Source organism: Cellulomonas sp. McL0617 (genome assembly GCF_049994875.1).
Classification (GTDB): Bacteria; Actinomycetota; Actinomycetes; order Actinomycetales; family Cellulomonadaceae; genus Cellulomonas.
In genome coordinates this window covers 353,199-379,684 of record NZ_CP188256.1, presented here as the reverse complement: position 1 = coordinate 379,684, position 26,486 = coordinate 353,199, and the positions used below count along the sequence as shown (strand labels likewise).

At 72.0% G+C, this 26,486-nt stretch carries 24 protein-coding genes; 6 read left to right on the top strand and 18 right to left on the bottom strand.

The genetic code is table 11. The features are described 5' to 3' along the window. Positions 1-90 precede the first annotated feature (90 nt). From ACPPVS_RS01775 to ACPPVS_RS01720, 12 genes are all read right to left on the bottom strand, one after another. The gene (locus ACPPVS_RS01775) at positions 91-1,074 is read right to left on the bottom strand and encodes a sortase (RefSeq protein WP_426594256.1); all 984 of its coding nucleotides are present in this window, start codon (positions 1,072-1,074) and stop codon (positions 91-93) included. After that, on the bottom strand, positions 1,071-1,760 hold the full coding sequence (locus ACPPVS_RS01770) for a hypothetical protein (protein WP_426594255.1): 690 nt from the start codon (positions 1,758-1,760) through the stop codon (positions 1,071-1,073). Before ACPPVS_RS01770 ends, ACPPVS_RS01775 begins: the two co-directional genes overlap by 4 nt. Beyond that, positions 1,757-2,569 carry a hypothetical protein gene (locus ACPPVS_RS01765; protein ID WP_426594253.1) on the bottom strand — a complete coding sequence of 271 codons (813 nt, stop codon included), beginning with the start codon at positions 2,567-2,569 and terminating at the stop codon, positions 1,757-1,759. Before ACPPVS_RS01765 ends, ACPPVS_RS01770 begins: the two co-directional genes overlap by 4 nt. Continuing rightward, on the bottom strand, positions 2,566-3,747 hold the full coding sequence (locus tag ACPPVS_RS01760) for a hypothetical protein (protein WP_426594252.1): 1,182 nt from the start codon (positions 3,745-3,747) through the stop codon (positions 2,566-2,568). The genes ACPPVS_RS01765 and ACPPVS_RS01760 overlap by 4 nt, the downstream gene beginning before the upstream one ends. 158 nt (positions 3,748-3,905) lie before the next feature. After that, positions 3,906-5,657, bottom strand: a complete 1,752-nt coding sequence (locus ACPPVS_RS01755) for an Ig-like domain repeat protein (protein ID WP_426594251.1) — start codon at positions 5,655-5,657, stop codon at positions 3,906-3,908. 41 nt (positions 5,658-5,698) lie between these two features. Next, on the bottom strand, positions 5,699-6,826 hold the full coding sequence (locus ACPPVS_RS01750) for a substrate-binding domain-containing protein (protein WP_426594250.1): 1,128 nt from the start codon (positions 6,824-6,826) through the stop codon (positions 5,699-5,701). A 55-nt stretch (positions 6,827-6,881) separates the two neighbouring features. Beyond that, the gene (locus ACPPVS_RS01745) at positions 6,882-9,500 is read right to left on the bottom strand and encodes a hypothetical protein (RefSeq protein WP_426594249.1); all 2,619 of its coding nucleotides are present in this window, start codon (positions 9,498-9,500) and stop codon (positions 6,882-6,884) included. A gap of 149 nt (positions 9,501-9,649) precedes the next feature. Continuing rightward, positions 9,650-11,371, bottom strand: a complete 1,722-nt coding sequence (pstS, locus tag ACPPVS_RS01740; RefSeq protein ID WP_426594248.1) for a phosphate ABC transporter substrate-binding protein PstS — start codon at positions 11,369-11,371, stop codon at positions 9,650-9,652. Continuing rightward, a complete protein-coding gene (gene pstA / locus ACPPVS_RS01735) occupies positions 11,368-12,495 on the bottom strand; it encodes a phosphate ABC transporter permease PstA (RefSeq protein ID WP_426594247.1) in 1,128 nt (375 codons plus the stop codon). The genes pstS and pstA overlap by 4 nt, the downstream gene beginning before the upstream one ends. A 138-nt stretch (positions 12,496-12,633) precedes the next feature. Next, a complete protein-coding gene (gene pstC, locus ACPPVS_RS01730; protein ID WP_426594246.1) occupies positions 12,634-13,662 on the bottom strand; it encodes a phosphate ABC transporter permease subunit PstC in 1,029 nt (342 codons plus the stop codon). A 118-nt stretch (positions 13,663-13,780) separates the two neighbouring features. Continuing rightward, the gene (locus ACPPVS_RS01725; RefSeq protein ID WP_426594245.1) at positions 13,781-14,656 is read right to left on the bottom strand and encodes a lytic transglycosylase domain-containing protein; all 876 of its coding nucleotides are present in this window, start codon (positions 14,654-14,656) and stop codon (positions 13,781-13,783) included. After that, positions 14,653-15,057, bottom strand: coding sequence for a hypothetical protein (locus tag ACPPVS_RS01720; RefSeq protein WP_426594244.1), 405 nt, complete (start codon positions 15,055-15,057; stop codon positions 14,653-14,655). The genes ACPPVS_RS01725 and ACPPVS_RS01720 overlap by 4 nt, the downstream gene beginning before the upstream one ends. A gap of 450 nt (positions 15,058-15,507) precedes the next feature. Between ACPPVS_RS01720 and ACPPVS_RS01715 the strand changes: the two genes are divergently transcribed. The 3 genes from ACPPVS_RS01715 (at position 15,508) to ACPPVS_RS01705 (ending at position 18,979) form a co-directional block, all read left to right on the top strand. After that, positions 15,508-16,827, top strand: a complete 1,320-nt coding sequence (locus tag ACPPVS_RS01715) for a bifunctional o-acetylhomoserine/o-acetylserine sulfhydrylase (RefSeq protein WP_426594242.1) — start codon at positions 15,508-15,510, stop codon at positions 16,825-16,827. A 7-nt stretch (positions 16,828-16,834) separates the two neighbouring features. Beyond that, a complete protein-coding gene (gene metX / locus ACPPVS_RS01710; RefSeq protein ID WP_426594241.1) occupies positions 16,835-18,103 on the top strand; it encodes a homoserine O-acetyltransferase MetX in 1,269 nt (422 codons plus the stop codon). 162 nt (positions 18,104-18,265) lie between these two features. Next, the gene (locus tag ACPPVS_RS01705; RefSeq protein WP_426594240.1) at positions 18,266-18,979 is read left to right on the top strand and encodes a maleylpyruvate isomerase N-terminal domain-containing protein; all 714 of its coding nucleotides are present in this window, start codon (positions 18,266-18,268) and stop codon (positions 18,977-18,979) included. Here the strand turns inward: ACPPVS_RS01705 and ACPPVS_RS01700 are convergent, their stop codons facing one another. Next, positions 18,980-19,669, bottom strand: a complete 690-nt coding sequence (locus tag ACPPVS_RS01700; RefSeq protein WP_426594238.1) for a DUF5995 family protein — start codon at positions 19,667-19,669, stop codon at positions 18,980-18,982. A 50-nt stretch (positions 19,670-19,719) separates the two neighbouring features. On the opposite strand from ACPPVS_RS01700, the gene ACPPVS_RS01695 reads away from it, so the two are divergent. Beyond that, positions 19,720-20,664, top strand: a complete 945-nt coding sequence (locus ACPPVS_RS01695; protein ID WP_426594237.1) for a zinc-binding dehydrogenase — start codon at positions 19,720-19,722, stop codon at positions 20,662-20,664. Then, the gene (locus ACPPVS_RS01690; protein WP_426594235.1) at positions 20,661-21,623 is read left to right on the top strand and encodes an alpha/beta hydrolase; all 963 of its coding nucleotides are present in this window, start codon (positions 20,661-20,663) and stop codon (positions 21,621-21,623) included. Before ACPPVS_RS01695 ends, ACPPVS_RS01690 begins: the two co-directional genes overlap by 4 nt. Positions 21,624-21,723: 100 nt before the next feature. Here the strand turns inward: ACPPVS_RS01690 and ACPPVS_RS01685 are convergent, their stop codons facing one another. Beyond that, positions 21,724-23,289: a hypothetical protein gene (locus ACPPVS_RS01685; protein WP_426594234.1), complete on the bottom strand. Its 1,566-nt coding sequence runs from the start codon at positions 23,287-23,289 to the stop codon at positions 21,724-21,726. Between the two features lie 227 nt (positions 23,290-23,516). Next, on the bottom strand, positions 23,517-23,813 hold the full coding sequence (locus tag ACPPVS_RS01680) for an MTH1187 family thiamine-binding protein (RefSeq protein ID WP_426594233.1): 297 nt from the start codon (positions 23,811-23,813) through the stop codon (positions 23,517-23,519). 99 nt (positions 23,814-23,912) lie between these two features. On the opposite strand from ACPPVS_RS01680, the gene ACPPVS_RS01675 reads away from it, so the two are divergent. Beyond that, entirely contained in the window at positions 23,913-24,329 is a 417-nt protein-coding gene (locus ACPPVS_RS01675; protein ID WP_426594231.1) for a DUF6174 domain-containing protein, read from the top strand. Positions 24,330-24,347: 18 nt separating this feature from the next. Here the strand turns inward: ACPPVS_RS01675 and ACPPVS_RS01670 are convergent, their stop codons facing one another. From ACPPVS_RS01670 to ACPPVS_RS01660, 3 genes are read right to left on the bottom strand one after another with little or no spacing between them, the layout of a single operon-like run. Then, positions 24,348-25,361 (bottom strand): LacI family DNA-binding transcriptional regulator, encoded by a 1,014-nt coding sequence (locus tag ACPPVS_RS01670; RefSeq protein ID WP_426594230.1) that lies wholly within the window; start codon positions 25,359-25,361, stop codon positions 24,348-24,350. 24 nt (positions 25,362-25,385) lie between these two features. Further along, positions 25,386-25,628 carry a hypothetical protein gene (locus ACPPVS_RS01665; protein WP_426594229.1) on the bottom strand — a complete coding sequence of 81 codons (243 nt, stop codon included), beginning with the start codon at positions 25,626-25,628 and terminating at the stop codon, positions 25,386-25,388. Next, entirely contained in the window at positions 25,625-26,476 is an 852-nt protein-coding gene (locus ACPPVS_RS01660; protein ID WP_426595851.1) for a carbohydrate ABC transporter permease, read from the bottom strand. Before ACPPVS_RS01660 ends, ACPPVS_RS01665 begins: the two co-directional genes overlap by 4 nt. Positions 26,477-26,486 lie beyond the last annotated feature (10 nt).

Below are 26,486 nucleotides of genomic sequence, written 5' to 3'. Positions count from 1 at the left end.
CCGGGCCCCGGTCCGTCAGGGGGACCGGGGAGATCACCTGCGTCACGTCGTCGGATGGTGCGATCGGTCTCATCGGTCCGGGCTCCTGGGTCACATGAGGTTGGGCAGCATGCGGACGGACTGGTCCGCGACGAGGAAGAAGGCCAGCAGGCCGAGGGGCACGAAGACGGCCCACGCCTGACGCGCGCCGATGCGGCGATGCGTCCACACGGCCCCGGCCGCCACGACGATCGCGAGCTGGAGGGCGAACACGAGTGCCCACGCCCGGGAGGTGTCGCCCGCCATCTCCTTGTCCGTCGCCGGCAGCGTCCGGAACGTCGTGTCGCGAGCGCCCCGCGGCTGCGGCTCCGAGATGAGCTGCGCATAGACCCGCACGATGCTCGTCGGGAAGAAGGCCGGTCCGCGCGCTGTCTCCAGCAATAGCCGGCTCTCGCCCGCCTTGGCCGACGCCGGACCGGCGTCGCCGCCGTAGAAGACGCCGATCACCTCGAACGTCTGCTCGCCCTGGCCCGTGACGGCGGTGAAGCGGTCCCCGGGGCCGAGCTCCTCGATATGACGGAACGGCCCACCGAACGTGCTGTGCCGGCCCATGATGACGCTGACACCGGCCTGGCCCGGGAGCGACGTGTCGCGCCGATGGCCGGGTCCGAGCGCCAGGTTCGACGAGTCGGTGCCCTCGACGACCGTCTCGTCGACCCCGATCTGCGGGATGGTCAGCTGCGCCACCGGGGCGCCGTCGCTCAGCAGCACGTCGTCGAACCTGCCCTCGCTCACCGGTGCGGTCCCCTCAGCCAGCTGCTGCGTGAACTGCTGGTGCAGGCGGTCCTGCGCGATCAGGTGCTCGAGGTTGCCGACGACGACTACATAAGCGGCCAGCGACAGCAGGACGAGCGCCAGCAACCGCGCGATCTGCGCGCCGAGCCTCTGGCCGGGGCTGACGGGACCGACGCGTCGACGGGGTACCCACCGCCAACGGGGCCGGCGCGGACGCCGCGGCGGATCGGACGGAGGCGGCGCCCAGATGGCATCGAGCTCGAGGGTGTCGTCGAACGCGCGGGTCGGGGCGACGGTCAACGCGCCACCACCGGGGTCTGCACGCCTCGGTCCGGCGCCGGTCGCGCCGCCGCGGCTCCGCGAACGAGGCGATAGTGCCCGAGGAACCAGGCGACCACCCCGACGATCGCCACGAGCGCCACGAGGTGCAGTGGCGGCGCCAGCACCCAGCGGTCCCGCTCGAGGGGCGAGAGCTTCACGCCGCCGACCTCGGTCGGCGGCGTGAGCGTGGCGTCGACGTGGAAGACGCCCCACTGTCCGACACCCCGGACGTCGACGGCGATCACGCGAACCTCGCCGGGCTCGATCCCCCTGACCGCGACCGACGAGTCACCGCCCAGGTCCATGCCCAGCAGGTTGCGCGCGCCGAACGATGCCGACGCGTCGACGACCTTCGAGTAGGCGTTGCGGACGACGAGCTCGACGTGCAGGGTGCCGCCCAACGGGTCGGGCGACGAGTGGTAGACCGTCCGCAGGCCGCTGACGTAGAGCACGCCGCCGGCGTCCACCTGTCGCAGCGCAGGGGCCGTCGCCGACGCCGACGGCAGCGGCACGGCGGCCGAGGCGGCCGGCGTCGGCGCGAGAGAGGCACTGCTCGTCGGGTCCGGTGCCACGGCTGCACCCGCCGGGGCCGCGAGCGCGGTGAGCACCAACCAGCCGAGCAGGATCGCGCTGCCCGTCCGAGGACCGCGTACTCCGCGCCTCATTGCCGACCCCGGGCCGCCGTCGTAGCGCTCTTCGTCCCTTCGTCGCCGCCGGAGCCGTCGGATCCTTCATGACCCAGACCGACCGCACCGGAGGCAGGTCGGTCGGAGCCGGCGCGTCGACGTCGCAGCAGGACCACGACACCGACCGCCGCCAGGAACACGACGACTCCGGCCACCGACCAGAGCACGACGGCCGGCAGCACTCGAGCGCCACCCCCGGCCGGGGCGGCGCTGCCATCCACCGGCGCCCATGTGTACGTCGCCTTCTCCGGGTCGGCATCGCCCGTGAGATGGATGTGGATGAAGTAGAGCCCACCGTCGGCCACGTGCCCGCCGGCCGCCAGGTAGGCGACGCCGAGTGAGTAGTCACCGCTCACGGCGGCCGTCGCACCGGTGCCCGGCGGGGTACCGGTGCCCACCGTGACGAGGTGGTACGGCGTGACGTCGACCAGCCACTGGCCGGGCGGGGTGAGCTCCCACGGGGCGGTCGCGTTCCAGGACGTGGGGTCGGACTCGTGCCCCACGGGGCTGACGAACGTCACGACCGACTCCGCGCCCGACGGGGCCGTGAGACGGTCCGTCTGGTCACCGGGCGCGGGCAAGGCCGAGACCGGCTGGTTCCACCCCAGGCTCGCACCCACCGGGATGTCCGCGAGGGTGTTGGCGTCCGCGAGATAGAGGGTGCCGCCGAAGGACGGGTCGGCGGAGGCGTCCGCGGAGGCGGTCCCCACGCCCGCGAGCCCGGCTAGGACCATCAGGAACGCCGTCGCCACGATCCTGGCCCAGCGTCGCGTCGTCGATCCGGTCACGAGACCCGCTCCGGCTCCGCGACGGTCGGAGCGCCGCCTCCGCCCGGGGGTGAGCCGGGCCGCGAGTCGTCCCACGGGCTCTCCGGCGGACCCCAGACACCCGGCCGGTTACGACGCCGCCGGACGACCACGGTCGTCACCACCGCGGCGACGAGCACGAGCAGTGCGACGACGAGCCACGACCACGCCCACGACCACGTGGACGCACGGACCGTCCCGATCGCCGGGTCGTCGGCCCCTCGGGCCGCCACCGCGTCCGCGGACACGACGACGTTCTCGAGCAGGAGCGGCACGACGTGGTCCAGCGTGACGGTCTGCGTCACGCTCGAGTGAGGCAACAGCTCGTCGATGGCCTCGCCCTTGGCGGACCGGGGCTGCAACCCGAAGATCCCGCTCGCCCGCACACCGGGGTTCGCGCCCAAGCGCACGTTGCCGCTGTTGGTCAGCGTGTACGTCACCTGGAGCGTGCCTGCGCCGAACGTGCTGCCGGCACGGAAGCGGGAGTGGACCTGCGTGATGGTCAGGCCCGCCCGGATGTCGCCCTGTACGCGCACGTAGACGCGCACGCCCACCCGCTGCTCCAGGTCGACCGCCGGGGTGTTGGCTCCCGCAGCACCGGTCGTCGTCACCGACGAGAGCACCGCCGCGAGGTGGTCGCCGGGCTCCGCGTCCTTCGGGACGTTGATCGTGACCGGCACCAAGACCACGCCGGGGCCTTTCGAACCCTGCGCCGGCACGTGGACGCTCGAGTCGTGCAGCGTCACCCACGCGCCCGCGAGGCTCTTCGGGTCGTCGCGCCGCCCGACGTCGAGGCCACCGTCGGCGGCGTTCGTCACGTCAGCGGTATACAGGTCGACGTCGAGAGGGGCGTCGGAGATGTTGACCACGCCGACGCCGTCGAACAGCGTCGATCCGGGCGGCGCGTCGACGGCGATGAATCCGCGCGCGTCGGGAGCACCTCCGGATGCCGTCGTGATGCCGAACGTGAGACGTGTGCCGTCCGAACCCCCGCCTGGGTCCGCGGCCGGGAGAGAGCCGACCGCAGCGCCGGGTGCCGCGGCACGTGGCACCGACGCCGCCGCGGCGGCGGTCGGCAGAAGGATGCCCGCGGCGAGCGCGAGCACGAGGGCCGGGACGCACGCCGCACGAGCGGCCGTCCGGGTGCGGTGGACGAACACCCGGTCATGTTCGTCCGCAGGTGGGCTCGTCGTCACCGCACGGCCGGTGAACTTCGGGGGAACTGCCGGAGGGGCAGGGGCCGGTGGCCCCCACCCCTCCGGGTGGTGCTCGTCCTACCGGCGGGCGGTGGGACGTCGTGCGGATGCGGATCGGCCGATCACATCACCGTGAAGGTGAGCGTGGCCCGGTAGAGGCCGGGCTGCACCGAGCTCGGGATGCCCTTCAGCTCGACGTCACCCGAGATCCACGCGGTGCCCGTCGCGTGACCGGCGCCGTAGGTGGCGAACGTCTGCGACGACCCCGACAGACCGGGGGTGTTGGCGGGGATGTTGGTCAGCGTGACGTCCCCCGCCTGCAGGGTGTTCGAGGTCACCTGGTGCTTGGCCAGGTTGACCAGGCCGAGGTGCGACGCGTCGAACGCGTTCGCGCCCGACGTGAAGGGCGTCGACTTGACCTGGGCGGTGAAGCCCGGGGCGCCCGAGCGGCGGTCGATGACCTGGATGGCCTGGGCCTGGTCCGTCGCCGAGCCGAAGACCGCCGGGTCCGTGTAGTACGTCGACGTCGCGTCGTCCAGGATCGCCGTGCCGAGGTCGAGCGGGTCGGCGGAGGTCCAGGGCGTCGTGATCGTCAGCGTGCCCGCCGGGATCGTGACGGTGACGTCCTGCGGGTCCTCGCGCTGGTCCGTCGGAACGGTGACAGCGGTGAGGCTGAGGTTCGCCGCGGTGGTCGACGCCGAGCTCACGTACGGAGCGACGCCCGTGAACGCGGCGTTGATGACCCAGGCGCCGGCACCGAGCGTGCTGATGTTGGCCGAGGCGACCCCCGACGCGTTGACCGGGATCGGGCCGGCGATCGTCGTGGCCGGGGCCCCGTCGAGGGAACCGGTGAACACGACCGAGCCCGCGCCGGCGGCGGCCACCGGCGACACGTTCGCCGTCAGCGCGACCGGACGGTTCTCGTTGCCGGAGGCGGACGTCGCCGTGACCGTCGTGGTGGTGACGATCGGGCCGGGCGTGACCGAGATGGTCGAGGCCGCCGACGTCGACGTGGCGAACGACGTGTCACCCGAGTAGACGGCGGTGATCGACGCGTTGATCGGCGAGGCGGTCGCGTTCGCGAGCGTGGTGCCCGTGAGCGTGGCCGTGCCGCCGGTGACCGTCACCGGCGAGCCGAGCGGCGTCGCTCCGTTCTTGAACTGGACGGTGCCGGTGGCGCCGACCGGGGCGACCGTGGCCGTCAGGTTGAAGGGCGTGCCCGACGCGACCGTGGTCGGAGCCGCGGTGATCGTCGTCGTGGTCGGCGTGGTCACCACCGTCTGCTGGACCGTCTGGTAGGTGTACGTCGCGGTGCTAGTGGTGCCCGCCGTCACGTGGATGTGCACGTAGAACAGACCGCCGTTGACGACGTTGAGCTTCCCGGAGTCCGTGTAGGCCCAACCGAGCGAGTAGTCGCCACCGGCCGCGGCCACCGCGGCCTGGCCGGACGGGCTCCCGGCGCCCGGCTGGGCGATGCCGAGCGGGAACGTGTTCTCGAGGTACTGACCGCCGGTGATGAGCGGGGTCGAGGTGTAGGCGTTCCAGGCGCTGATGTTCGCCTCCTGGCCCTGGGGGGAGATGAACTGGTAGACCAGCTGCGCGCCCGCGGGCACGGAGCCGACCGGGTTCGTCGAGTCACCCGCAGCCGGGAACGCGGACGTCCCCTGGCCCCACTGGATTGCCGAGCTCCCCTGGGTCAGGTCGGCGAACGTGTTCCCGTCCGCGAGATAGAACGTCCCACCGAACTTCGGGGTGGGCGGGACGCTGTCGACAGCGTTCGCGCCCGAGGCGAGGCCGACGAGACCGAGGCTGACCAGGGCGAGAGCCGTGGTGCCCGCCGCGATCCTGCGGCGAACGTTTCGTGCACTGCTCATGTCACTTTCCTTTCGTATGGCTTGCGGGAGTCAGACGGAGGTCAGAGCGTTGCGAAGGCACGCTGGGTCGCCGTGGTGCTCGGCGGCCGGAAGCCGAACTTCGCCTTGACGGCGCCCGGCTGGTTCGGCGGGGCGTTGAAGCTGACGAGGCTGCTCAGGCCCTGGGTGGAGTCGACGAGCTTGGCCAGGTTGGCGTCGTACGTCGGGGAGGCCGGGTTGACGCGGGCGTACTCGACCACCAGGTAGGTGTCGCGGCCGAACGTCGTGCTGTCGTAGGCGGGCTGGTTCGGAACCAGGGAGGTACCGGTGCCCGTGTACGTGGCGACGCCATCGACCGCACCGAGCTTGAGGTTCGTGTCGCCGGCGATCGTGTTGGGCGCCGCGTTGTTCGACTGCGCGATCCAGCTCGCACCCGAGAACGGGATGATCTGGTAGTCGGCGATCTGGCCGCCGGTGTTCTCCTGGGGACCGGATGCGACGTTGTCGCCGGCGGGGACGGCCGTACCCGGGCTGGTGTTGCTCACGCCGATGGCGCCGGTGAAGAACGAGCGCGTACCGGAGTTGATCTGCGGCAGGCGCGGGGTGATCGGGGTGCCCGGGCACAGGGTCGTGTTGGGGGCGGAAGCGGAGTAGAGCGCGGTGAGCTCCGCCTTGGTCAGGACGGCCAGCGACGCCGCGCAGGCGGTGTCGGAGGCGGGCACGCGGTAGGCGTACGACACCGCGTCACGGGCGTACGGCACGTAGACGAGCACGCCGTTGGCGTTGGCGTTGGCGCCCGGGCCGCCCGACGACCGCGCGATGTCCACCTGGTCGTTGAGGGTCTGACCATTCAGGGTGTAGTGACCGGCCGACGCACGCAGCGCGTTGACGCCTGCGCCCGAACCCCCGGGACGGGTGAAGTACCCACCGGCGTTCTTGGTCCGGATGAGCGGCGAGCCGAAGGCGTCGAAGCTGCCGATGAAGACACCGTTGGCAGACACGCGGACACCGGCCCCGGTGATGCTCGAGCCGTTGACGAGCGCGTTCATCGAGTCCTGCAGCGTGTCGGAGCCGACGGCAGCGTATCCGCCGGTCACCGGGTCGGCCGAGGCCGGGGTGGCGACGACGACGACGCCTCCGGCCAGCAGGCCGGCCATGACGCCGATCGATCCGAGCTTTCGGATATTCATGAACGTTCCTTCCGTGGTGTGTTGCCTGGTACTTCCTGGGGAGGGGAGATCTGAGTCATGGCAGTCGCCTGGGGCGCGCCACGAAGGGGACGGCGAGCGCCGCGAGCAGGCCGCCTGCTGCGCTGACCGGGAGGGCCGCACCGAGGGCGCCGGCCGAGGAGTCCGACGCGATCGCCGCGCCGACCGCCGGAGCAGGCGGGCCGCTCGCGCTCGGAGTCGGGGTCGGTGCTCCTGCGCCGGCACCCGCCGTGGGTGCTGCGTTCGGGGGAACGCTCGAGCCGGGCAGCCCCGAGGACGGCACCGAGGTGTCGCCCGGCTGGAACGGCGGGACCGGGTCGGTTCCGGTCGTCGGCGCCGGGGCCTGGTTCGCCGCGATCGCGTCGGCGGCCGCACGCGCCTGCGCCCGCCAGGCGTCCGGGACCGGCGCGTAGCCGGGTGGCAGCTCGCCGAGGCTCGTTCCCGGCGTCTGGCCGCTCCCGGCGGCGTACCGGATGAGGGCGACAGCCGCCGCCCTCGACCCGGCGTCGCCGCCGGCGGGGTTGGTCGCGGCGTACACGGGCAGCGTCAGCGGGTACGCGTCGGTCGACGCCTTGGCCTTGTCGCTCGTCGTGTCGAACGCCACGACCTGGGGCTGCGTCGAGTTCGCCGACATCGCTTCCGCGGCCGCGGTCATCGATGCCGTGGTCGGGGTGACGAAGGACCCGGCCGGGTTGCGCAGGGCGGCGGTGTAGACCTGATAGGTCGCCGCCGAGGCCGTGTCGGTCAGCCCCATCACCTGCTGGACTCCGGGACTCCTGCGAGCCTCCGTCGTGAACCCAGGAACGCCGCCACTCGCCTGCCCCGTGCTCCACCCGGTGACCCGGTTGTCGCCGCGCAGCACCCAGTACGCGCTCTGGTCGAAGCTCGTCGAATAGGGCCGCCAGGCGATCGCGTCGACGAGGCTCGCGGGGTAGGCGGCGTTGAGGTACCCGGTCGACGGGTCCGGCTTGGGGAAGCGGTTGATCGGGTACTCGTTCGCGACGCCGGGCGGGTTGACGGTCGCGTTGGTGTCAGCGTCGGTCGTCGCCCAGGGGTTGACCTTCGTACCCCACGGGTCGGCGTCGCCGGCGAGGAAGTGCCGCGCGTCCGCGTCGGCCATGATGTACGCCCACACGGCCCAGGCGCTGTCCGAGCTGCCCAGCGGGACGAAGACGTCCGCCATCGCCGCGACGTTCTGCAACGCCTGGTGCCGCCAGGCCGGGTTGATCTCGAGGAAGTCCTCGTCCTGCGTGATGTTCCACGGGTTGTGCGCGAGCACGTCGTTCACGACGGCCGTGTTCGGGATGGAACCCCGGTACGAGTTGGTCAGCAGCTTCGCCAGCAGCCGTGGCGTCAGGTTCATCTGGGTGAAGGGCAGCTGCTCGAGCGCCTTGACGTGGTCCGGAGCCGGATCAGTCGGGTCGGCGGAGGCGAAATGGTCGACTGCAAAGGCCACAGTGAGGCCGGTGACGGCGATCGGCGCGTACGTCAGATGGTCCTCAGTGCCGTACGCGGCGGCGTCGAACGGCCGGCTGATCAGAGCGAGCGGTGCGACTCCGGTGCCGTTGGCCCGCGCGGCGGCGTCGCTCTCACCCGTGATCACGACGTTGTAGATCGACCCGCCGGCCTGGTTGCACACCACCGGCTGCCACGAGTGGATCGCGGCCGCCACCAGCTCGCTGCCGGACACCTGACGCTCCGCGGCGCCGAGCGCGCACCGTGCGCCGACCGGCTGGAAGCCGAGCCGCACGGCGACCTTGTGCTGCCAGTACGGCCACAGCAGACCCGACTGGGACGTGATGATCGAGTTGGCGTCGTGGTCGCCACGGGGCACGACGACCAGCCAGCACGGCTGACCCGTGACCGTTCCGCCGGAGGCGGTCTGCGGGTTCCCGCACCCGAGGCCGGGAGCCTGCATCGCGGTCTGCATCTCGAAGGTCACGGTGCCCGTGCCGTCCGCACCAAAGCCTGCCCACGGCACCTCGTTCGTGGTGTACGGGCCGAAGAACTCGTTGCTGACCAGCTCGACGGAAGGGTCGATCTTCCCGTCGACGATCCGGGCGACTGTCTTGCCGGTGGCGCTCCGGAACGGGACCGACACCTCTGGCGGGTCGAAGGGACCGGTGCCGGCATGCACGTACGGCAGGTCCGCGGCGGCGACGTCCGTGGGAACCGCGTTCCCGTCCCACGCAAACACCCGGCTGCGCGTCTGACCCTGGCCGATGTCGAGCGACCCGTACTGGCACGTCGTGCGGTCCGGTTGCGGCTGGCCTTGCGCGTCAAGGATTGCGTTCCCCGAGGCGTCCTTGAGGTCTCCCCAGCACTGCATCACCTGGAGGAAGTTGGCGCCCTCGACGTTGTCGTTCTTGTAGATCGACCGCTTGCCGCCCGAGTACGTCAGCCGGACGCCCTGGTTCACCAGGTCCTTGGTCTGAGAGACGGTGACCGACAGGTTCGGGAACGGTGCGTCTGCGGCGTCCGGGTCCTGCTGGGCGGCGGTCACCGTGACCGAGGAGGAGTCGGCGTCTGCGGCGACCGCCTTCGGCGCCGCCGCGACCGTGCCGGCGAGCAGGACGCCGAAGGTTCCCAGCCCTACGGCGAGGGATGCTGCCGCCGTCCGCACCCACCGAGCGCCTGCGGAACCCACAGCGGCCACGACTCTCCTTGTTCGCGGGGCACGCGCCCCGTCGGATCCCGACGACCACTACCGTCGCGGCACTGGGTGAAGGCCCGACGAACGGAAGCCATCCGCCGTCCACCTGGGGGATTGCCCAGGGACGGCCATGAACCAGGTGAGAGGACCGGTCAGCTCTGAGTCGTGTCGGACGGGGGACGGTCGCCCCCGCGAAGTCGGCGTGAGAGGACCGGCGGCAGCGCGACGAGCGCCAGGAAGAGCACCGCCGCGCCCGCCATCACCCAGGGCAACCAGCCCGAGCCGGACGACGGCAGCGTGAACGTCGACGACTGCGCCGTACCCACGACGGCCGCGCCCGAACCGTCGTCGCCCGCCGCGATGACGTTGCCGAACTCGTCCACACCCTGCGGCTGGTCACCGGCGGCCGCGGCTGGGGCCGATGCGACGGGCGCCGAGCCGCCGGAGCTGCTGGCCGGACCGCTCTTGCCGCCCCCGCTGCTCGACCCGCCGCCTCCCCCGCCGCCGGTGCCGCCACCGCTCGATGACCCGCCCGAGACGCTGTGCGTCGTGAAGTACGAGCCCGGGACGCCGCCGGTCGGCGTCGTGCACTGATGGGCGCTCGTCTTGGCGTCGCAGTCCGCGGGCTGCGGCGCAGTGAGGGCGAGCTGATTCGTCGACGGGCTGTCACCCGGCTTGAAGGTTGGGTTGTTGCACGTCGAGATGTCGACCGCCCCGGCCCCCGGAATGCGCTTGATCTGGTCCGCACCCGCCTGGACGAGGTTCATCGGGAGGGGGGAATAGCCCAGCGACTCAGCGCTCTGCTGGCCCTCGCAGATGACGTAGTTGGCGAACGCGGCGAGGGTCTTGCCCTTGTCCGTGTTGAAGTTCGAGCCGGCCACCACCGCAGTCGGCTCGATGAGGTAGGAGTAGCTCGACAGGGGGTAGGCGCGCTTGTCCGCGTTCGTGTACACGCCCGAGAGGTCCTGGGTCAGATAGTTGGCGGCATTCGGGTTCTCGGTGTGGATCTTTGCGCCCAGGAGAGCCACGGCGACGTTCTGGGCCGTGGGCTCCACGAAGTAGCCCGCCGAGTTGAGCACCTTCACGACCGGGAAGTGCGCGAGGGTGGCCGCGTACGAGAACTCCGCGTACGTGATCGCCCCCTCGCTCGTGTTCTGCGACACGTACCCGGTCACGCCGTCCGAGCCCTTGAGGCTCTTGAAGACCGCGGGGTACAGCGACGTGAAGGAGCAGTGCCCGTCCGATCCCATGGGGCGGCCGGCCCTGGTGCAGAACGCGTCCCACAGGGCCTGGTGCTGCGTCGCCATCCAGAGGGTGAACTGGGCACTGGTCCCGGAGCCGTCCGAGCGGACCACCGGTGTGATCGCGCGGTCCGGCATGGCCAGGTCGGGGTTCGACCCCTGGATCTGCGGGTCGTTCCACCTGGTGATCGCGCCGGTGAAGATCTTGGTGACGGTCTCCCCGTCGAGCCGCAGGGTGGTGACCTGCCTGCCGCCGATCTTGAGGTTGTACACGAACGAGGTGCCACCGGCGACGATCGGCATGTACGCGTACGGGGTCGACGGCTTCTCGGGGGCCGAGCCATCTTCCGGGCTCGACTGGAACGGGATCTCCGAGATCGCGAAGTCGACGATCTTGTTGATGAAGTCCTGGCGGCCTGCGCTCGAGCCGTTGGCGTTGAAGTTGATCTGCATCCCGTAGTTGGACGCGACGTTCGACTGCCACGACTGGACCGCCACGGACGACCATGTCGAGCCGGACCCGGTGATCGGCGTGAAGCTGTCCGCGGCCGCCTGAGGAGCGACCGGGAGGGCCGCTGCCAGAGCCAGCATGCTCGCGAGCACGACGAGCGCGAACCGGTGGGCGTTGTTCATGGCAGCTGCTCCTCGGCAGGTTCCGGCGGAGCCGTGGTGGGGGCGGCGGGGGTGCGTCGGTAGGCGGCGAGGCGGTTCGCAGCTGCGACGGAGGCCGAGTGCACGCCGCGCTGCTGCCTCGGTGTGGTGTGCCCCGGTCCGCGGCCGCCGATCCTGCGGGCGATCCCGAACAGGATGAGGACGACGATCAGCAACGTCGCGGCCGCGCCGAATCCCCGCACGACCTGGTTGGGCTGCGGGGACGTGACGAAGTTGTACACCGCGAGCGGCAACGAGAGCATCGGCCCGTTCAGCGGGTTGACGGTCATCACGGCTGCGACGCCGGACGTCAGGAGGACCGGGCTCGTCTCGCCGAGCCCCCGTGCGGTGCCGAGGATGACAGCGGTCGCCAGACCGGACTTCGCCGTGGGGAGCACGACGTGCCACACGGTCCGCCACCGGGACGTGCCGAGCGCGTAGGACGCCTCGCGCAGGTTGTGCGGGACGAGCCGGAGCACCACGTCCGCCGAGCGGATGATGATGGGCAGCATCATCACCGAGATGGCCAGCGCCGCCGCGAAGCCGTTGCGCTCGTGGAACACGGGCTGCACGACGGCGGCGAGGATGAACAGGCCCGCGACAACCGACGGCAGCGCCGTCATGGCGTCGCTGATCGTCCGCACGAACTTCGCGAACCGGCCGCCCACCTCGTTGAGGAAGACCGCCGTCATGATGCCGAGCGGCACCGTGATCGCCAGCGCGATGCTGATCTGGATCAGCGTCCCGACGATCGCGTGCAGGATGCCGCCGTCGGTCAGGGGGGACTGCGGTCCGGCGACCCACATCGTCTGCGTGAAGAAGTTCAGGTGGTGCAGGGCGGAGAACCCGCGGACCAGGGTGTAGACGACGATGAACACCAGGACCGAGAACAGGGTCGCGCCCGCCATGCGCAGCAGCACGGTGACGACCTTGTCGATGACCTCCTGCGCCGTGGAGTGCAGCGAGACGAGCAGCGCGTAGTACCCGACGAAGCCGGCGAGCGCGACGACGACCAGCCCGATGCCGCCGTGCATCGCGGTGAGCTTGCCGAACAGCAGGAGTGCCGTCGCGAGAGCGGCCGCGGCGGCACCGATGAGGTCGAACACCTCGACCCTCGTCGCCCCACGCACCCGGCGACGTCGTCCGACCGGACCGCTGGGCACGGGCAACGTCGTGGGGGGCGGAGTCGCGGCCGGGGTGGGTTGCGGGCGACCGGGCCGTCGCTCCTCGGTGATCGTCACGTCTCACCCGTCGCTCTCGGCACCGGACCGCGACCGGGCGACGATCGAGGACGCGGTGAAGTTGACGACGAGGGTGACGACGAACAGCGCCAGCCCGGCGGCCATCAGTGCCGACAGACCGAACTGGCTCGCCTCGCTGAACTGCAGAGCGATGAGGGCGGAGACCGAGTTCGTACCGCTCTTGAGCACCTGCCAGTTGAGGCCGAAGACGGGCGAGATGATCATCGCGACGGCGATCGTCTCCCCGAGTGCGCGACCGAGACCCAGCATGGTCCCGCCGATCACCCCGCCTTTTCCGAAGGGCAGCACGACCGCCCGGATCATGCCCCAGCGCGTGGCGCCCAACGCGTAGGCGCCTTCGCGCTCCCCGACGGGCGCCCGCGAGAACGCCTCCCGCATGACCGAGGTCATCGTCGGCACCGCCATGAAGCCGACCACGATCCCGGCGAGGAACGCGGTGGACGTGTAGGAGTTCGTGTCGCTGATGTGGTTCCCGTCAGAGTCCGTCACCGCGAAGATCGGCAGCACGCGCCCGACCGTCTCGGAGAGCCACTGAGCCACGGGGATCATCTGGCTCTGCAGGAAGTAGAAGCCCCACAGCCCGTACACGATGCTCGGCACGGCGGCCATCAGGTCGACGAGCCCCACGAACAGGTGGCGGAACCGGTCGCCGACGATGTCCGACAGCAACAAGGCAGTGCCGAATGCCAGCGGGAACGCGACGACCATCGCGACGAGGGCGATCGTGACCGTGCCGAACAGCACCGCCCTGATGCCAAACACGCCACTCTCGGGCACCCACTGGTCCTCGGTGAGGAAGCTCCACCGGGCGACGCCCAGCGCCTGGGCCCCGCGCAGCGAGAGGAACAGCCCCACCGCCAGCAGGATCCCGACCGTCGCGCCGCCCGCCGCGTAGGCGAAGCGGCGGAACACCGAGTCGGCCGGGGACGGCCGGGACACGAGCGACCGCTTCTGCTGCGGTCCCGCCGGGAGGTACGACTCGGGCGCCGTCGCGTCACGCAGCGGGGTCATCCTGCTCCATCCGGGCCGGCGCCGCGGTCACGACGTCCGTCCGCGATCGTGACGACCGGTGATGAACGACGGCCGACGGACGGGCGGCCGACGGACCCCTGCGGGATGACGTCTGGTCTCATGGCCGCGCCTGCGTCGAGTAGGCGGTCGCCCGGGCGAAGACGCTGGCCACGTACGACTCCGAGTGGTTGTACGAGAAGACCGCGGCGTGCCAGCCGTCCCACGTCGACAGGTCGCGCGCTCCGGCACACAGATACCGGGCGGTCGTCAGCGCGGCATCGTCGACGTCCTGCGGGTCCGCCGTGCCGTCTCCGTCGCCGTCCGAGCCCCACCGCGCCCACGTCGATCCGATGAACTGCATCGGGCCCACGGCGTGGTCCCACGACGGATCGCCGTGCCACGCCTGCGACCGCGGCGTCGCCGGGATCGCCGCCGTTCCGGGGCCACCGTCGAGCACCGGCCCGACGATGGCCACCGAGGGCCGCCCGTCGTCGTCGAGGGTCGCGCCTCCGTGCGTCCCGTGGCCGGACTCGATCCAGCCGATCGCCGCGATCGTGGTCCAGCCGAGGTGGCACGCCTGGTCCTCGACGGCGATCTCGAGCGTCGCGTTGGCATAGGCCCGCACGGCCCGGGCCGGGATGCCGGTCGCCGCGGCGGCCGACGCGACCCAGTCGTCGACGGTCTGCGGCCGCGACGCCGTCCGAGGGACCACGGTCGCCTGTGCCACGGGGGCGACGGTCCCGGACGCGGCCGGGACGGACGGGGCCGCGGCTGCCTGGAGCGGCGGGCCGGCCGGTGCAGCCGCGGGCCGTGCTGCCGCCTCGTCGAACGTCGTGGCGTCCGGCTGGTCGTTCGCGACGTGCGCGAAGGGGTCGACGTAAGGGACGCGCGCCTCGGGCTCCGACGGCGGCGCCACCGCCGCCGCGACGTTGACGGCACAGGCGAGCGCAACCCCGGCCGCAGCCACGACGACCGTGATCGAGCGGAGCCTCACGACCTCGTCACGTTCTGCGCGGCGGCCCGCGACGGACCGCCCGCTCGCGGCGACACGGTCTCGCGACGGAACACGATCACGTCCGGCTCGACGGGCGCCACCCGCGACAGCAGCTGGAACTTGCGGCCGGCGTCCATGCACCGCACCCGGCGGTCCTGGTCGCCGATGCCCTCGGCGACGGGCGTCCCGTCCAGCTGCAACGACCAGTGCCACCGGTAGGTCGGCGTCAGCCGCAGGCCGAGCTCGAGGCTGTCGACGGACGCCAGCACCAGGTCAAGACTCGAGCGCGCCGATGCGACCGACGGGTGCGAGGTCGCCGACCGCGCGAGGCCTCGACCGTTCGGACTGACGAGCCTCCACCAGACCGGGGAGTCGTCCGAGAACTTGTAGAGCTGGAACACGGGCGCCACCGTCCGCATCCCGTCCTTTCGTCGCGGCGCCGAGTTCGACTCCTCGGCGCGTCCGATGCAGTTGAACCCATGTCCGGCATCTATGAGCGGCCTGTGCGGGACCAGGGGACGAACACCAGGCGTCGACTGGTCGACGATCCGGCGTCGTCCACACCGGCGGGTGAAGCCATCTCACCCAGCAAGACGCGAGTTCCATCTCGCGGACACGTCGGTTTACAGTCGCTCCATGTCCCGCCGAATGTGTCGCTGACCAGCGCACGCTCGGCTGTGCCCGCGGGCAGGTTGTCGTCCCCACATGGACCACCCTGTGACCCGCCCGAGCCATGGCTCGATCCGTGCGCCCCACTCCCCACCCTTCGCGGGACGGATGTCGGCTGCCCGAGGCCTCCTGCGGATTCGCTCGAACCACACGAACCCGAACACGAACCAGGAGCAGAAACCGTGAGCAACGAGAGCTGGAACTTCGAGACCCGCCAGATCCACGCCGGCCAGACGCCGGACCCGGCCACCGGCGCCCGGGCGCTGCCGATCTACCAGACGACGTCCTTCGTCTTCCCGGACGCCAAGGTCGCCGCCGCCCGCTTCGCCCTGCAGGACCTCGGCCCCATCTACACGCGCATCGGCAACCCGACGCAGCAGGTCGTCGAGGACCGCATCGCCTCCCTCGAGGGCGGCGTCGGCGCGCTCCTCGTGGCCTCAGGCCAGGCGGCCGAGACGTTCGCGATCCTCAACGTCGCCGAGGCCGGTGACCACATCGTCGCCAGCCCGTCGCTGTACGGCGGCACGTACAACCTCCTGCACTACACGCTGCCCAAGCTCGGCATCGAGACGACGTTCGTCACCGACCCGCACGACGCGCAGGCGTGGAAGGACGCGATCCGCCCGAACACCAAGCTGTTCTTCGCGGAGACCATCCCGAACCCGAAGTCCGACATCCTCGACATCGAGCTCGTGGCCGGCGTCGCGCACGAGTACGGCGTCCCGCTGATCGTCGACAACACCGTGGCCACCCCGTACCTGATCAACCCGCTGACGTGGGGGGCCGACGTGGTCGTGCACTCCGCCACGAAGTACCTGGGCGGCCACGGCTCGGCCATCGGCGGCGTGATCGTCGACGGCGGCTCGTTCGACTACGCCCAGTACCCGGAGCGGTTCCCCAACTACAACACCCCCGACCCGTCGTACAACGGCCTCGTCTTCGGGCGCGACCTCGGCGTCGGCGGCCTGTTCGGGATCAATCTGTCGTACATCCTCAAGGCGCGCGTGCAGCTGCTGCGCGACCTCGGCTCGGCGATCTCGCCGTTCAACGCGTTCCTCATCGCCCAGGGCATCGAGACGCTGTCCCTGCGCGTCGAGCGGCACGTGCAGAACGCCGAGAAGGTCGCGGCCTGGCTGGAGGCCCGCGAGGACGTCGGCACCGTGCACTACGCCGGTCTGGAGTCGAGCCCGTGGCACGCCGCGCAGCTCAAGTACTCGCCGCGCGGCGCCGGTGCCGTGCTCGCGTTCGAGATCGAGGGCGGCACCGAGGCGGGTCAGGCGTTCGTGTCGGCCCTGGAGCTGCACTCGAACGTCGCGAACATCGGCGACGTGCGCTCGCTGGTCATCCACCCGGCCTCGACCACGCACAGCCAGCTGACCCCCGAGGAGCAGCTGCTCTCGGGCGTCACGCCCGGCCTGGTCCGGCTGAGTGTCGGCATCGAGCACATCGATGACATCCTTGCTGACCTGGACGCGGGCTTCCGCGCCGCCAAGGGAGCCTGATCACCGCATGAGTTCCGGTACGCAGCCGACGCCGCCCGAGTCCACCACCGACTCGGGCGGCCCGGCCGCGCGCCCGCTCTTCAGCACCCCACGGGCACGCCCGCGGACGCTGGCCTCGCGGCCGTCACCGTCGGACCAGCCGCCGGTCAGGGCGAGCAGCGCGTGGCGCGACGGGGACGCCGTGGGCCGTCGCCAGTTCGCCGACCTCGGTCCGTTCGCCCTGGAGTCGGGCGGCCGGCTGCCGGCCGTGCGGCTGGCCTACGAGACGTGGGGCACGCTCGACGAGGACGGCAGCAACGCGGTCCTGGTCCTGCACGCATTGACGGGCGACTCGCACGTGACCGGTCCCGCCGGCGACGGGCACCCGACGGCCGGCTGGTGGCAGTCGATGATCGGGCCGGGCGCGCCGATCGACACCGAGCGCTGGTTCGTCGTCGCCCCGAACGTGCTGGGCGGCTGCCAGGGCTCCACCGGCCCCGCCTCGCTCGCGCCGGACGGGCGTCCCTGGGGCGGCCGCTTCCCGTTGCTGACCGTCCGCGACCAGGTCGCCGCCGAGATCCGGCTGGCCGACCTGCTGGGCATCGACTCGTGGGCCTTGGTCATCGGCGCCTCGCTGGGCGGCCTGCGCGTCCTCGAGTGGGCCGCCGGCGCACCCGAGCGGGTGGACGCCATCGCCGCGATCGCGACGGCCGCGCAGACCTCCGGCGACCAGATCGCCGGCTTCCACACGCAGATCTCCGCCATCCGCGCCGACCCCCTCTACCGCGACGGCGACTTCTACGACGCCACCGACGGCGACGGTCCGCACGTCGGCCTGGGCCTGGCCCGCCAGATCGCCCACCAGACCTATCGCAGCGCCGTCGAGCTGGACCAGCGGTTCGGCCGCATCCCGCAGGGCGCCGAGGACCCGCTGGAGGGCGGCCGGTTCGCGGTGCAGTCCTACCTGGACCACCACGGCGACAAGCTGGCGCGACGCTTCGACGCCAACACCTACGTGATCCTGACGCGCACGATGATCACGCACGACCTGGGTCGCGACCGCGGCGGGGTCGCCGCCGCGCTCGCGGCCATCACGGCGCGCACGCTGGTCATCGCCGTCGACAGCGACCGGCTCTTCCCGCCGGCCCAGTCCCAGCGGATCGCCGACGGCATCCCCGGCGCGGTCCTGCGCACGGTCCACTCCGACTTCGGCCACGACGGCTTCCTCATCGAGGAGCAGCTGGTCGGGTCCCTGGTCAACGAGTTCCTGGAGACGGGCGCCCGCCAGCGCCCGTGACGGTCGGTCGGGCGTCCGGCTCGAACCATCGGACCCGTAGCGGCCTTCGACGGGAGCCGCTCACCTGCACCATCCGTCGCAGGTGCGGCTGGATCGACGCACCGGGCGCCGCATCCGCAGAACGACCTCGACGCGTCGGGTGCTGACCGCAAGGATGGCGCCATGCCCGTCCCCTCCGGTGAGCTCGCCGACGCATCCGCCGCCCTGCACGACCAGTGGGAACGTCTCCGACGCTGGGTGGGCGACGTGGTGGACGACCAGGTGGCCGACGAGCCGTCGGTCCTTCCCGGCTGGACGGTCGCGGAGCTCGTGGCACACCTCGGCCGCGCGATGGAGGCGCTCGCCGTCGCCACGCCGCTGCCCGACGGCACGGTCCCGCTCACGCTCGGCGAGTACGTGGGCACCTACGCCGACAGGGCGGCCGAGACGGCACAGACGACCCGCGAGCTCGCCACGGCCATCTCGGCGGACCCGCTCGGCGAGGTCGATGCGCGCGCGCAGGCCGCCTTCGACCGGCTCGACGAGCTGGGGCCGGACGAGCGAGTCGTCCAAGGCCGCCGGGGTCCCGTGCTGCTGAGCACCATGACGGTCTCGCGGGTGCTGGAGCTGGTGGTGCACGCCGACGACCTCGCACGCTCGGTGCCGCGGGGTGTCGACCCCGTCGAGCCCGGTGCGCTGCGGCTCGTCGCGGACGCGCTGCTGCGTGTCGTCGTCGCGCGCGGCGGCTGGGACCTCGAGGTCAGCGACGCCCGGCGCTGGGTCCGGCTCGCGACCGGCCGTCAGCCGTACGACGTCGACGAGCTGGCCGTCGCCCTGCACCCGCGCTACACCAGCGACGCCGTCCCCGACCTCGGCCGGATGCTGCCGCTCCTCTAGCTAGAGCTCGACGCGGATGAGCAGCTGCCGGCTGACCAGGCCGACCGTGTGGGCCAGGGTGTCGCGGGCGGCGCGCTCCAGCACCGGGACGTCGCGCAGGTGCCAGAGCGTCAGTGCGGCGACCCAGGCGGCGTCGCGTGCCTTGTCGATGGAGAAGTTGCTGACCAGGTCGGCCAGCGGTGCGACCGCGGCGCCGTGCTCGACGACCGCCTTGTCGAGGAACGAGTCACGGATCGGGCGCACGACCTCGGCGAGCACCGAGTTGACCTTCTCGAAGTCGCGATGGATCGAGCCGTCGTCGGGCTCGACGCCGCGCGCGGTGCACGTCGCGACCACCGCGAGCGCGAGGTCGTTGTTGATGTGCGCGTTCATCCCGGCGAGCGCGAACTGGATGGGCAGGATCCCGTGCACCGCGCGGCGCTCGACCAGCGGGGCCCAGGCCTTCGAGACCGGGCGCTTCGCGACGATGTCGGACGGCACGTCGAGGAAGAGGTCCGCGAACCGCACGTCGAGGTCCGCCGTGAAGACCGGGTCCTGGAACGTGGTGTCCACGACCCGCAGGGCGACGAGCGCCGTGACGCGCCGGTAGACGTCGAGGAACACCCCGATCCCGTCGGCGTGCGGCATCCCGGCGCGCAGGCCGTCCATCTGGGCGACGACATGGTCGATCTTCGCGGAGGAGGAGGTCACCGGCCCAGGATCACAGGTCGGGTGTCGCGCGGGAAGGTTACGTTGGGGCAGTGATCGCCGCGTACGCAGCCCGCTTCGACCCGACCGAGCCGCTGACCGGGCTGGTGGTGGGCGATCAGCCCGCCCCCACGCCGGCACCGGGCTGGACCGTCGTCGATGTCCGCGCGGCCGCCCTGAACCACCACGACCTCTGGTCGCTGCGGGGCGTCGGGCTGCGCGCCGAGCAGCTGCCGATGATCCTGGGCACGGACGCCGCCGGCGTCACGGCGGACGGCCGCGAGGTCGTCGTGCACGGCGTCATCACCCTGCCCGACGAGCCCCGCTCGCTGCTGTCCGAGCGCTACCCCGGCACCCTGGCCGAGCAGGTCGCGGTCCCCACCCAGAACCTCGTCGACAAGCCGTCCGCCCTGTCGTTCGTGGAGGCCGCCTGCCTGCCGACCGCCTGGCTCACGGCCTACCGGATGCTCTTCGTCACCGGCCGCGCGACGCCCGGGCAGCGGGTGCTCGTGCAGGGCTCCGGCGGTGGGCTCGCCACGGCGGCGATCGTCCTGGGGGCGGCCGCGGGCCTCGAGGTGATCGTGACGGGTCGCGACGAGGCACGTCGCGCCCGTGCCGTGTCGCTGGGCGCCGCCGCGGCGGTGGAGCCGGGAGCACGCGTGCCGCGGGTCGACGTGGTCCTGGAGTCCGTCGGCAGGGCGACCTGGTCGCACTCGGTGCGGTCGGTCAAGCCGGGCGGGATCATCGTGGTCGCCGGCGCGACGAGCGGCGACGCCAGCCCCGCCGAGCTGACCCGGATCTTCTTCCAGGAGATCACGGTGGCGGGCACCACCATGGGCTCCCGCGACGACCTGTCGCACCTGCTCGCGTTCCTCGAGCGGACCGGCGTACGCCCGCTGGTGGACTCGACGTTCCCGCTGGCCGAGGCGCACGCGGCGCTCCGCCGGCTCTGGGACGGTGCACAGACCGGCAAGATCGTGCTGGAGGTGGGCGCGTGACGTGGGAGCCCGACGTCCTCGGCCCGGACTACGTGGCTCGCACGCTCCAGCTGCGCCCCGACGACGAGGGTCCCGTGGTGGCCACCCTGGTCAAGTACGCGCCGCCCGCGCCGGAACCTCTGCGCCCGTCGCGCGCGATCCTGTACATCCACGGTTGGTCGGACTACTTCTTCCAGACGGGGCTCGCCGAGTTCTGGCACGCCCGCGGTGCGGCGTTCTACGCGCTCGACCTGCGCAAGTACGGCCGCAGCCTGCGCCCGCACCAGACCCCCGGCTACATCGACGACCTCGATGCCTACGACGAGGAGCTCGAGGCCTCCCTGGACGTCCTGCGCGCCGAGCTGGGCGTGCACGCGCGGCTCATGGTCATGGGCCACTCGACCGGCGGCCTGATCGCAGCGCTGTGGGCGCAGCGGCATCCCGACGAGCTCAGCGGTCTCGTGCTGAACAGCCCGTGGCTCGAGCTGCAAGGGTCGTCGGTGCTGCGCCATCTGTCCGGCCCGGCCGTCGCGCGCCTCGCCCGGTTCCAGCCCAAGGCGCCGCTGCCCAACATCGACCCGGGCTACTACGCCCGCACGATCGACGCGGCCACGGGTGGCGAGTGGACGTACGACACGACCTGGCGACCGACACCGTCGTTCCCCGTCCGTGCCGGTTGGCTGCGGGCCGTCACCATCGGCCACGCACGGATCGCCCGCGGGCTGTCGATCGACGCTCCGATCGTGATGCTCTGCTCGAGCCGCACGATCATCAGCCCGCGCTGGAGCGAGGACATGCGCTCCGCCGACGTCGTGCTCGACGTGGAGCTGCTGACCCGCCGGGCCGTGCAGCTGGGGTCGCACGTGACCGTGATCCGGGTGCACGACGGGCTGCACGAACTGTCGCTGTCGCCCGCGCCCGTGCGGATGCGGTTCTACGCCGAGATCGACCGCTGGGTCTCGGCGTACGGCTGGGGCTGACCTACAGCCCCGAGAACGTCACCTCGTCACGAGAACGGCAGTATGAACTGCCGTTCTCGTGACTAACTGACGTTCTCGAGGCCCGGGGGCTGGGGGTGAGCTACGGCCGGATGACGCCGGTCGCCTCGGCCAGCGTCGGGCCACCCTCGCCCAGGCGCCAGGCGCGCCAGCCGTCGACGGGGTTCTCGGAGGCGACCGACACCGACGCCGCCGCGTCCGGGTCCGCATACACCTCGCCCGTCGGCAGCTCGATCAGGCCGTCCGAGCGCAGCATCGCCTCGATCCGCTGGCCGCGGCGCGCGCGGACCCACACCAGCGTGGTGACCGCACGGCGGCTCTTGGCCAGCGTCGCCAGCTCGGGCAGCGCCAGCGGCACACCGCTGCCGGTGGACCGCTCGGGACCGCCGTAGTGCTCGACGGGCAGGGTCGCCGGCCGCGTCACGGGACGGGAGGGACGCAGCGGCTGCGTCGGGTGCGCGGCTCGCGCGAGCTCGGCCCAGACCTGCTCGACGTCCTGGGCCGCCTGGGGGGTCTGCTCGGCAGGGACGACCTGGTCGTCGGTCGGCGCGTCCGCGTACGTGCTGGCCGCGAGGAACGGTCGGGGGCCGGCCACGTCGTTCGACGTGTCCCGCGGCGTCTGCTCGGCCGGCGGCTGGTGGCGGGGCGGCGTCTGCTCGGCCGGCGGCTGGTCGCGGGGCGGCGTCTGCTCCTGGGACGCGCGCAGCCCGACCACCGGCGTCAGCGTGGCCGGCGCCTCGAACGTCGACTGGGGCGCCGCGGGGGTGGTCAGGACGCGCTCGGGCTCGTACCGCCAGACGGGCGGAGCGACGGCGCCCGGCTCGGCCGACTCCGGCTGCGGCGTCGGGGCCGGCTCGTCGTCGCGCACCGGCTCGAGGAGCACGGTCTCGTCCACGGGCGCCGTCCGGCGGACGATCGGCGTGGGCTCGGTGAGCGTCGGCGGCGCCGGAGGAGGCGTCACCGACCGGAGCTCGCCTGACGACGGCTTGCGCGGCGGCGCTGGGCTCGTCGGACCCGCGAAGCCCTCGCTGGCCCGCACCAGCCGCAGCGCCGTCGGCTCGACGGACCGGCGGGCGCCCTCGTGCGTGGCCAGCGGCGAGACGTCCAGCAGCCGACGCTCGTCCTCGCCACGCACGACGCCGACCTGCAGCACGTCGACGTGGCGACCGGGTCCGCGCAGGAACGCCAGGGTGTCGCCGGCCTCGGCGGCCACCTCGGAGCAGAGCAGGATCAGCCGGACGCCCTCGCGGCGGGTCGACTGCGCGCCGAACGCCGCCTGCTCCCGGAACGCGGCGAAGTCGACCGCGAACCGGGACGGGTCCGGGTGGTACGCGCGGGCGAGGTCGGTGGTCGTCATCCGGGCCGCCGCGCCCGCGTGCCGCAGGGCCGAGACGGTCGCGTCGTCGTCGAGCACCTGCCCGACGTCGACCACGACGCAACGGCCCGTGGCGTCGAGCGCGAGCAGCGCCGGCAGGTCGGCGTGGTCCGGCGACGAGGTCCGCGAGCGCACTGCGAACAGGGGCTCACCGGCGATCGCCGCGAGGTGGTGCGTGAGGAGCGCGGAGGCCTCCTGGGCGAACGAGCCGGCCAGGGGCTGCATCGGCTGGACAAGGCGGGGTCGACCCTCGTCGAGCTCGAAGATGGGCATCTGTCCCGGCCTTCCTGGGCGCGCCGCTGCCCGCCGTACGGTCGTGTTGTGCCGCCCGCGGAGACGTCCTGTCGGCGCGTGCGACCACACTGTCCCACAGCGCGCTGGGCTCGTCAGCCGCTCGCCCGGACGCGCCGGTAACAGTTGGGCGCGATCACCCGGATGGCTGGATCCGGGCCTCACGATCGTGGTCGATCACACATCCGAGACGGCCCGCGGGCGGTCGTTCAGTCCTGCGCGAGGGCCGCCTCGACGCGCTCGACCTTGCCCGTGAGCTCGCCCGTGCGGCCCGGGCGGATGTCCGCCTTGAGCACCAGGCTGACCCGGTGGCCGTGCCGCCCGACCGCCTCCGTGGCGCGCCTGACCACGTCCATCACCTCGTCCCACTCCCCCTCGAGCGTGGTGAACATGGCGTCGGTGCGGTTGGGCAGGCCCGACTCGCGGACGATGCGCACGGCATCGGCGACGGCGGCGGTCACGGACTCGCCCGCACCGAGCGGGGCGACGGAGAAGGCAACGAGCATGCGTCCACCCTGGTCGGACGAGCCGTTCGTGTCCATTCGGCCCGACGCGCAGGCGCTAGCGTGGCCTCCCCCGGGGTCGTCGAGGAGAGAGGTCCGGTCGTGCGTCGAGTCGTCGCTGCCCTGCTGCTCGTCCTGCCGCTGGCCGGGTGCGCGGCCTCGCCTGCGTCCGGGCCGAGGCCGTCCGCCGGCCAGGGGACGGCGACCGCCGCGTCGTACACCTACGTGCTCGAGTCGAGCTGCGGCGAGCGGGCGCTCCTGGGTCGCTACGCGGTGACCGTGAAGGACGCGCGCGTGACCGAGGTCGAGGACCTCGCCACGCACGCACCGGCCGCGGACTACGTCGCCGCGTACGTGCCGACGATCGACGCGCTGACCGACCGGGCCGCGTCCGAGCACCCGTCCGAGCTCGCCTACGACCCCGGCACCGGCATGCTGACCGCCGTGCGGTTCGAGGGTGACCCGAACGCCATCGACGACGAGGAGTGCTACGTCGTCTCCGCGTACTCGCCCACCTGAGCGGTCCGGACCGCGACGTCACGCAGGGGGTGGCGGAGCGGTCGTGCGTCGCACGACGAGCTCGCAGGACGCGGTGGTCCGCGACCGCACCAGCGGGAGTCCGCGCAACACGTCGAGCACCTCGAGCGCCGCCCGTCGCCCCTGGTCGACCGGGTCCTGCCGGACGGTCGTCAGGCCGAAGGTCGCTGAGAAGTCGTGGTCGTCGATGCCGACCACCGACAGGTCCTCCGGGACCCGCAACCCGAGCTCGCGGGCAGCCAGGATCACGCCGAACGCCATCTCGTCCGACCCCGCGAACACCGCCGTCGGGCGGTGTCCGGGGTCGCGCAGCAGCTCGAGCGCGGCGGGGAACGCGCGTTCGAGCACGAATCCGCCGTTCACGAACCAGTCGGCGGCGGGCGAGACCCCCGCCTCCTGCAGCACCTCGCGCCAGCGCGACTGGCGCTCCTGCGGCACGTGCGCATTCAGACCCACCGGGTCGTCCCCGCCCACGTGGGCGATCCGGCGGTGCCCGAGGTCGAGCAGGTGCCGGACCGCGAGGGTGGTCGCCTCGCGGTCGTCGACACCCAGCGATCGCATGCCGTCGACGTCCCCGCCGACGGCGATGGCCGGGACGGGCGCCGAGTTCAGCTGCGCCAGCTCCCCCGGGGTGCAGTTGAACGCGAGCACGATCATGGCGTCGACCCGCCTACGCAGCATCGCGTGGTGGAAGTCCCGCTCACGGGTGCCGTTGGAGTCGCCCAGGTTGAGCACGAGCATGTCGTAGCCGGCGGGCCGCAGCACGTCGTCGACACCCTGGATCACGGTGGTGTAGTACCAGCGACCAAGGAACGGGACGACGACCGCGACCGTCATCGAGAGACCGGTGACCAGCCCCGACGCGACGGACGACGGGACGTAGCCCAGCTCGTCGGCGGCGGACCGCACCCGGGCTCGGGTGGCGTCGGAGACGTACGCCAGCCCGCGCAGGGCGCGGGACACCGTCGCGGGGGACACGCCCGACGCCCGCGCGACATCGTGGATGCTGACCACGAGCGTCCCCCCTCGACCTTCGAGTCACGGTCCCCGACGGCGCCGTTCGCGAGCGAGCGCCACGGCGGCAGCTCGTCGCCGGGAGGCCCAGAGGATGCCGATGAGGACGACGAGTCCGAGCAGCGTGAGCGACCACGACAGGGCGGGCTGGCCGCGCACCTCCACGACGATGGCGCCGACGAGCGTGACCATAGCGAAGAAGCCGACGGCGCCGACCGCGATGTCCAGCATCTCGACGAGCGCCGGATCACGCTGCGGGCGGCTCATCCCTTCACCCCGCCGGCAGTGAGGCCGGAGACGATCCGCCGCTGGAAGGCCAGGACGAGGAAGATCAGGGGAACCACGACGATGACGCCCGCGGCCATGATCGCGGTGTAGGGCTCCTGGTGCGGCTGGCTCCCCGTGAATCCTGCGATCGCGACCGTGACGGGTTGCACCCGCGCTCCTGACAGCAGGCTCGCGATGAGGTACTCGTTCCAGCTGGCGATGAACGCGAGGATCGCGGTCGTGAAGATCGCCGGCGTCGCGAGCGGGATGATGATCCGCACGAACGCTCCCGCGGGGCTGCACCCGTCGATCCGGGCCGCCTCCTCGAGGTCCCACGGCATCTCGCGGAAGAACGAGTTGAGCGTGTAGACCGTCAAGGGCAGGACGAACGAGATGCTCGGGACGATCAGACCCTGGTACGTGTCGATCCATCCGATGTTCGTGAACAGCTGGAACAGCGGGGTGACGATCGCGACGCCCGGGAACATCGACGCACCGAGGATGGCCCCGAGCACGAGACCTCGGTAGCTGAACCGCAGCTTGGCCAGGGCGTACGAGGCGAAGATGCCGACCAGGAGGCCCACGATCGTCACGCACGTGCCGATGATCAGGCTGTTCCCGAGCGCCCGGACCAGGTGGTTGCCCGAGCTCGTGGACAGTGCGGCCCGGTAGTTGTCCAGGGTCACGTGGGTCGGCCAGGGCGTCGTGTCGAACGTGAAGTTCACGTCCCGCAGCGACGTGACGACCATCCAGTAGAACGGCAGGAGGCACCACAGGACGATGACCGCGGCCTGGATGCCGGTGCGCCACCCTCCCGCACGGTCCCGACGATCGGGGCGCGGGACCATGGTGGTAGGT

Bases quoted from the DNA above. Each gene is read 5' to 3' on its own strand.
- ACPPVS_RS01685 (WP_426594234.1), bottom strand. From the start codon at position 23,289: ATGCCCATCTTCGAGCTCGACGAGGGTCGACCCCGCCTTGTCCAGCCG.
- ACPPVS_RS01660 (WP_426595851.1), bottom strand. From the start codon at position 26,476: ATGGTCCCGCGCCCCGATCGTCGGGACCGTGCGGGAGGGTGGCGCACC.
- ACPPVS_RS01680 (WP_426594233.1), bottom strand. From the start codon at position 23,813: ATGCTCGTTGCCTTCTCCGTCGCCCCGCTCGGTGCGGGCGAGTCCGTG.
- ACPPVS_RS01750 (WP_426594250.1), bottom strand. From the start codon at position 6,826: ATGAATATCCGAAAGCTCGGATCGATCGGCGTCATGGCCGGCCTGCTG.
- pstC (WP_426594246.1), bottom strand. From the start codon at position 13,662: ATGACCCCGCTGCGTGACGCGACGGCGCCCGAGTCGTACCTCCCGGCG.
- ACPPVS_RS01755 (WP_426594251.1), bottom strand. From the start codon at position 5,657: ATGAGCAGTGCACGAAACGTTCGCCGCAGGATCGCGGCGGGCACCACG.
- ACPPVS_RS01770 (WP_426594255.1), bottom strand. From the start codon at position 1,760: ATGAGGCGCGGAGTACGCGGTCCTCGGACGGGCAGCGCGATCCTGCTC.
- pstS (WP_426594248.1), bottom strand. From the start codon at position 11,371: ATGAACAACGCCCACCGGTTCGCGCTCGTCGTGCTCGCGAGCATGCTG.
- ACPPVS_RS01665 (WP_426594229.1), bottom strand. From the start codon at position 25,628: ATGAGCCGCCCGCAGCGTGATCCGGCGCTCGTCGAGATGCTGGACATC.
- ACPPVS_RS01705 (WP_426594240.1), top strand. From the start codon at position 18,266: ATGCCCGTCCCCTCCGGTGAGCTCGCCGACGCATCCGCCGCCCTGCAC.
- metX (WP_426594241.1), top strand. From the start codon at position 16,835: ATGAGTTCCGGTACGCAGCCGACGCCGCCCGAGTCCACCACCGACTCG.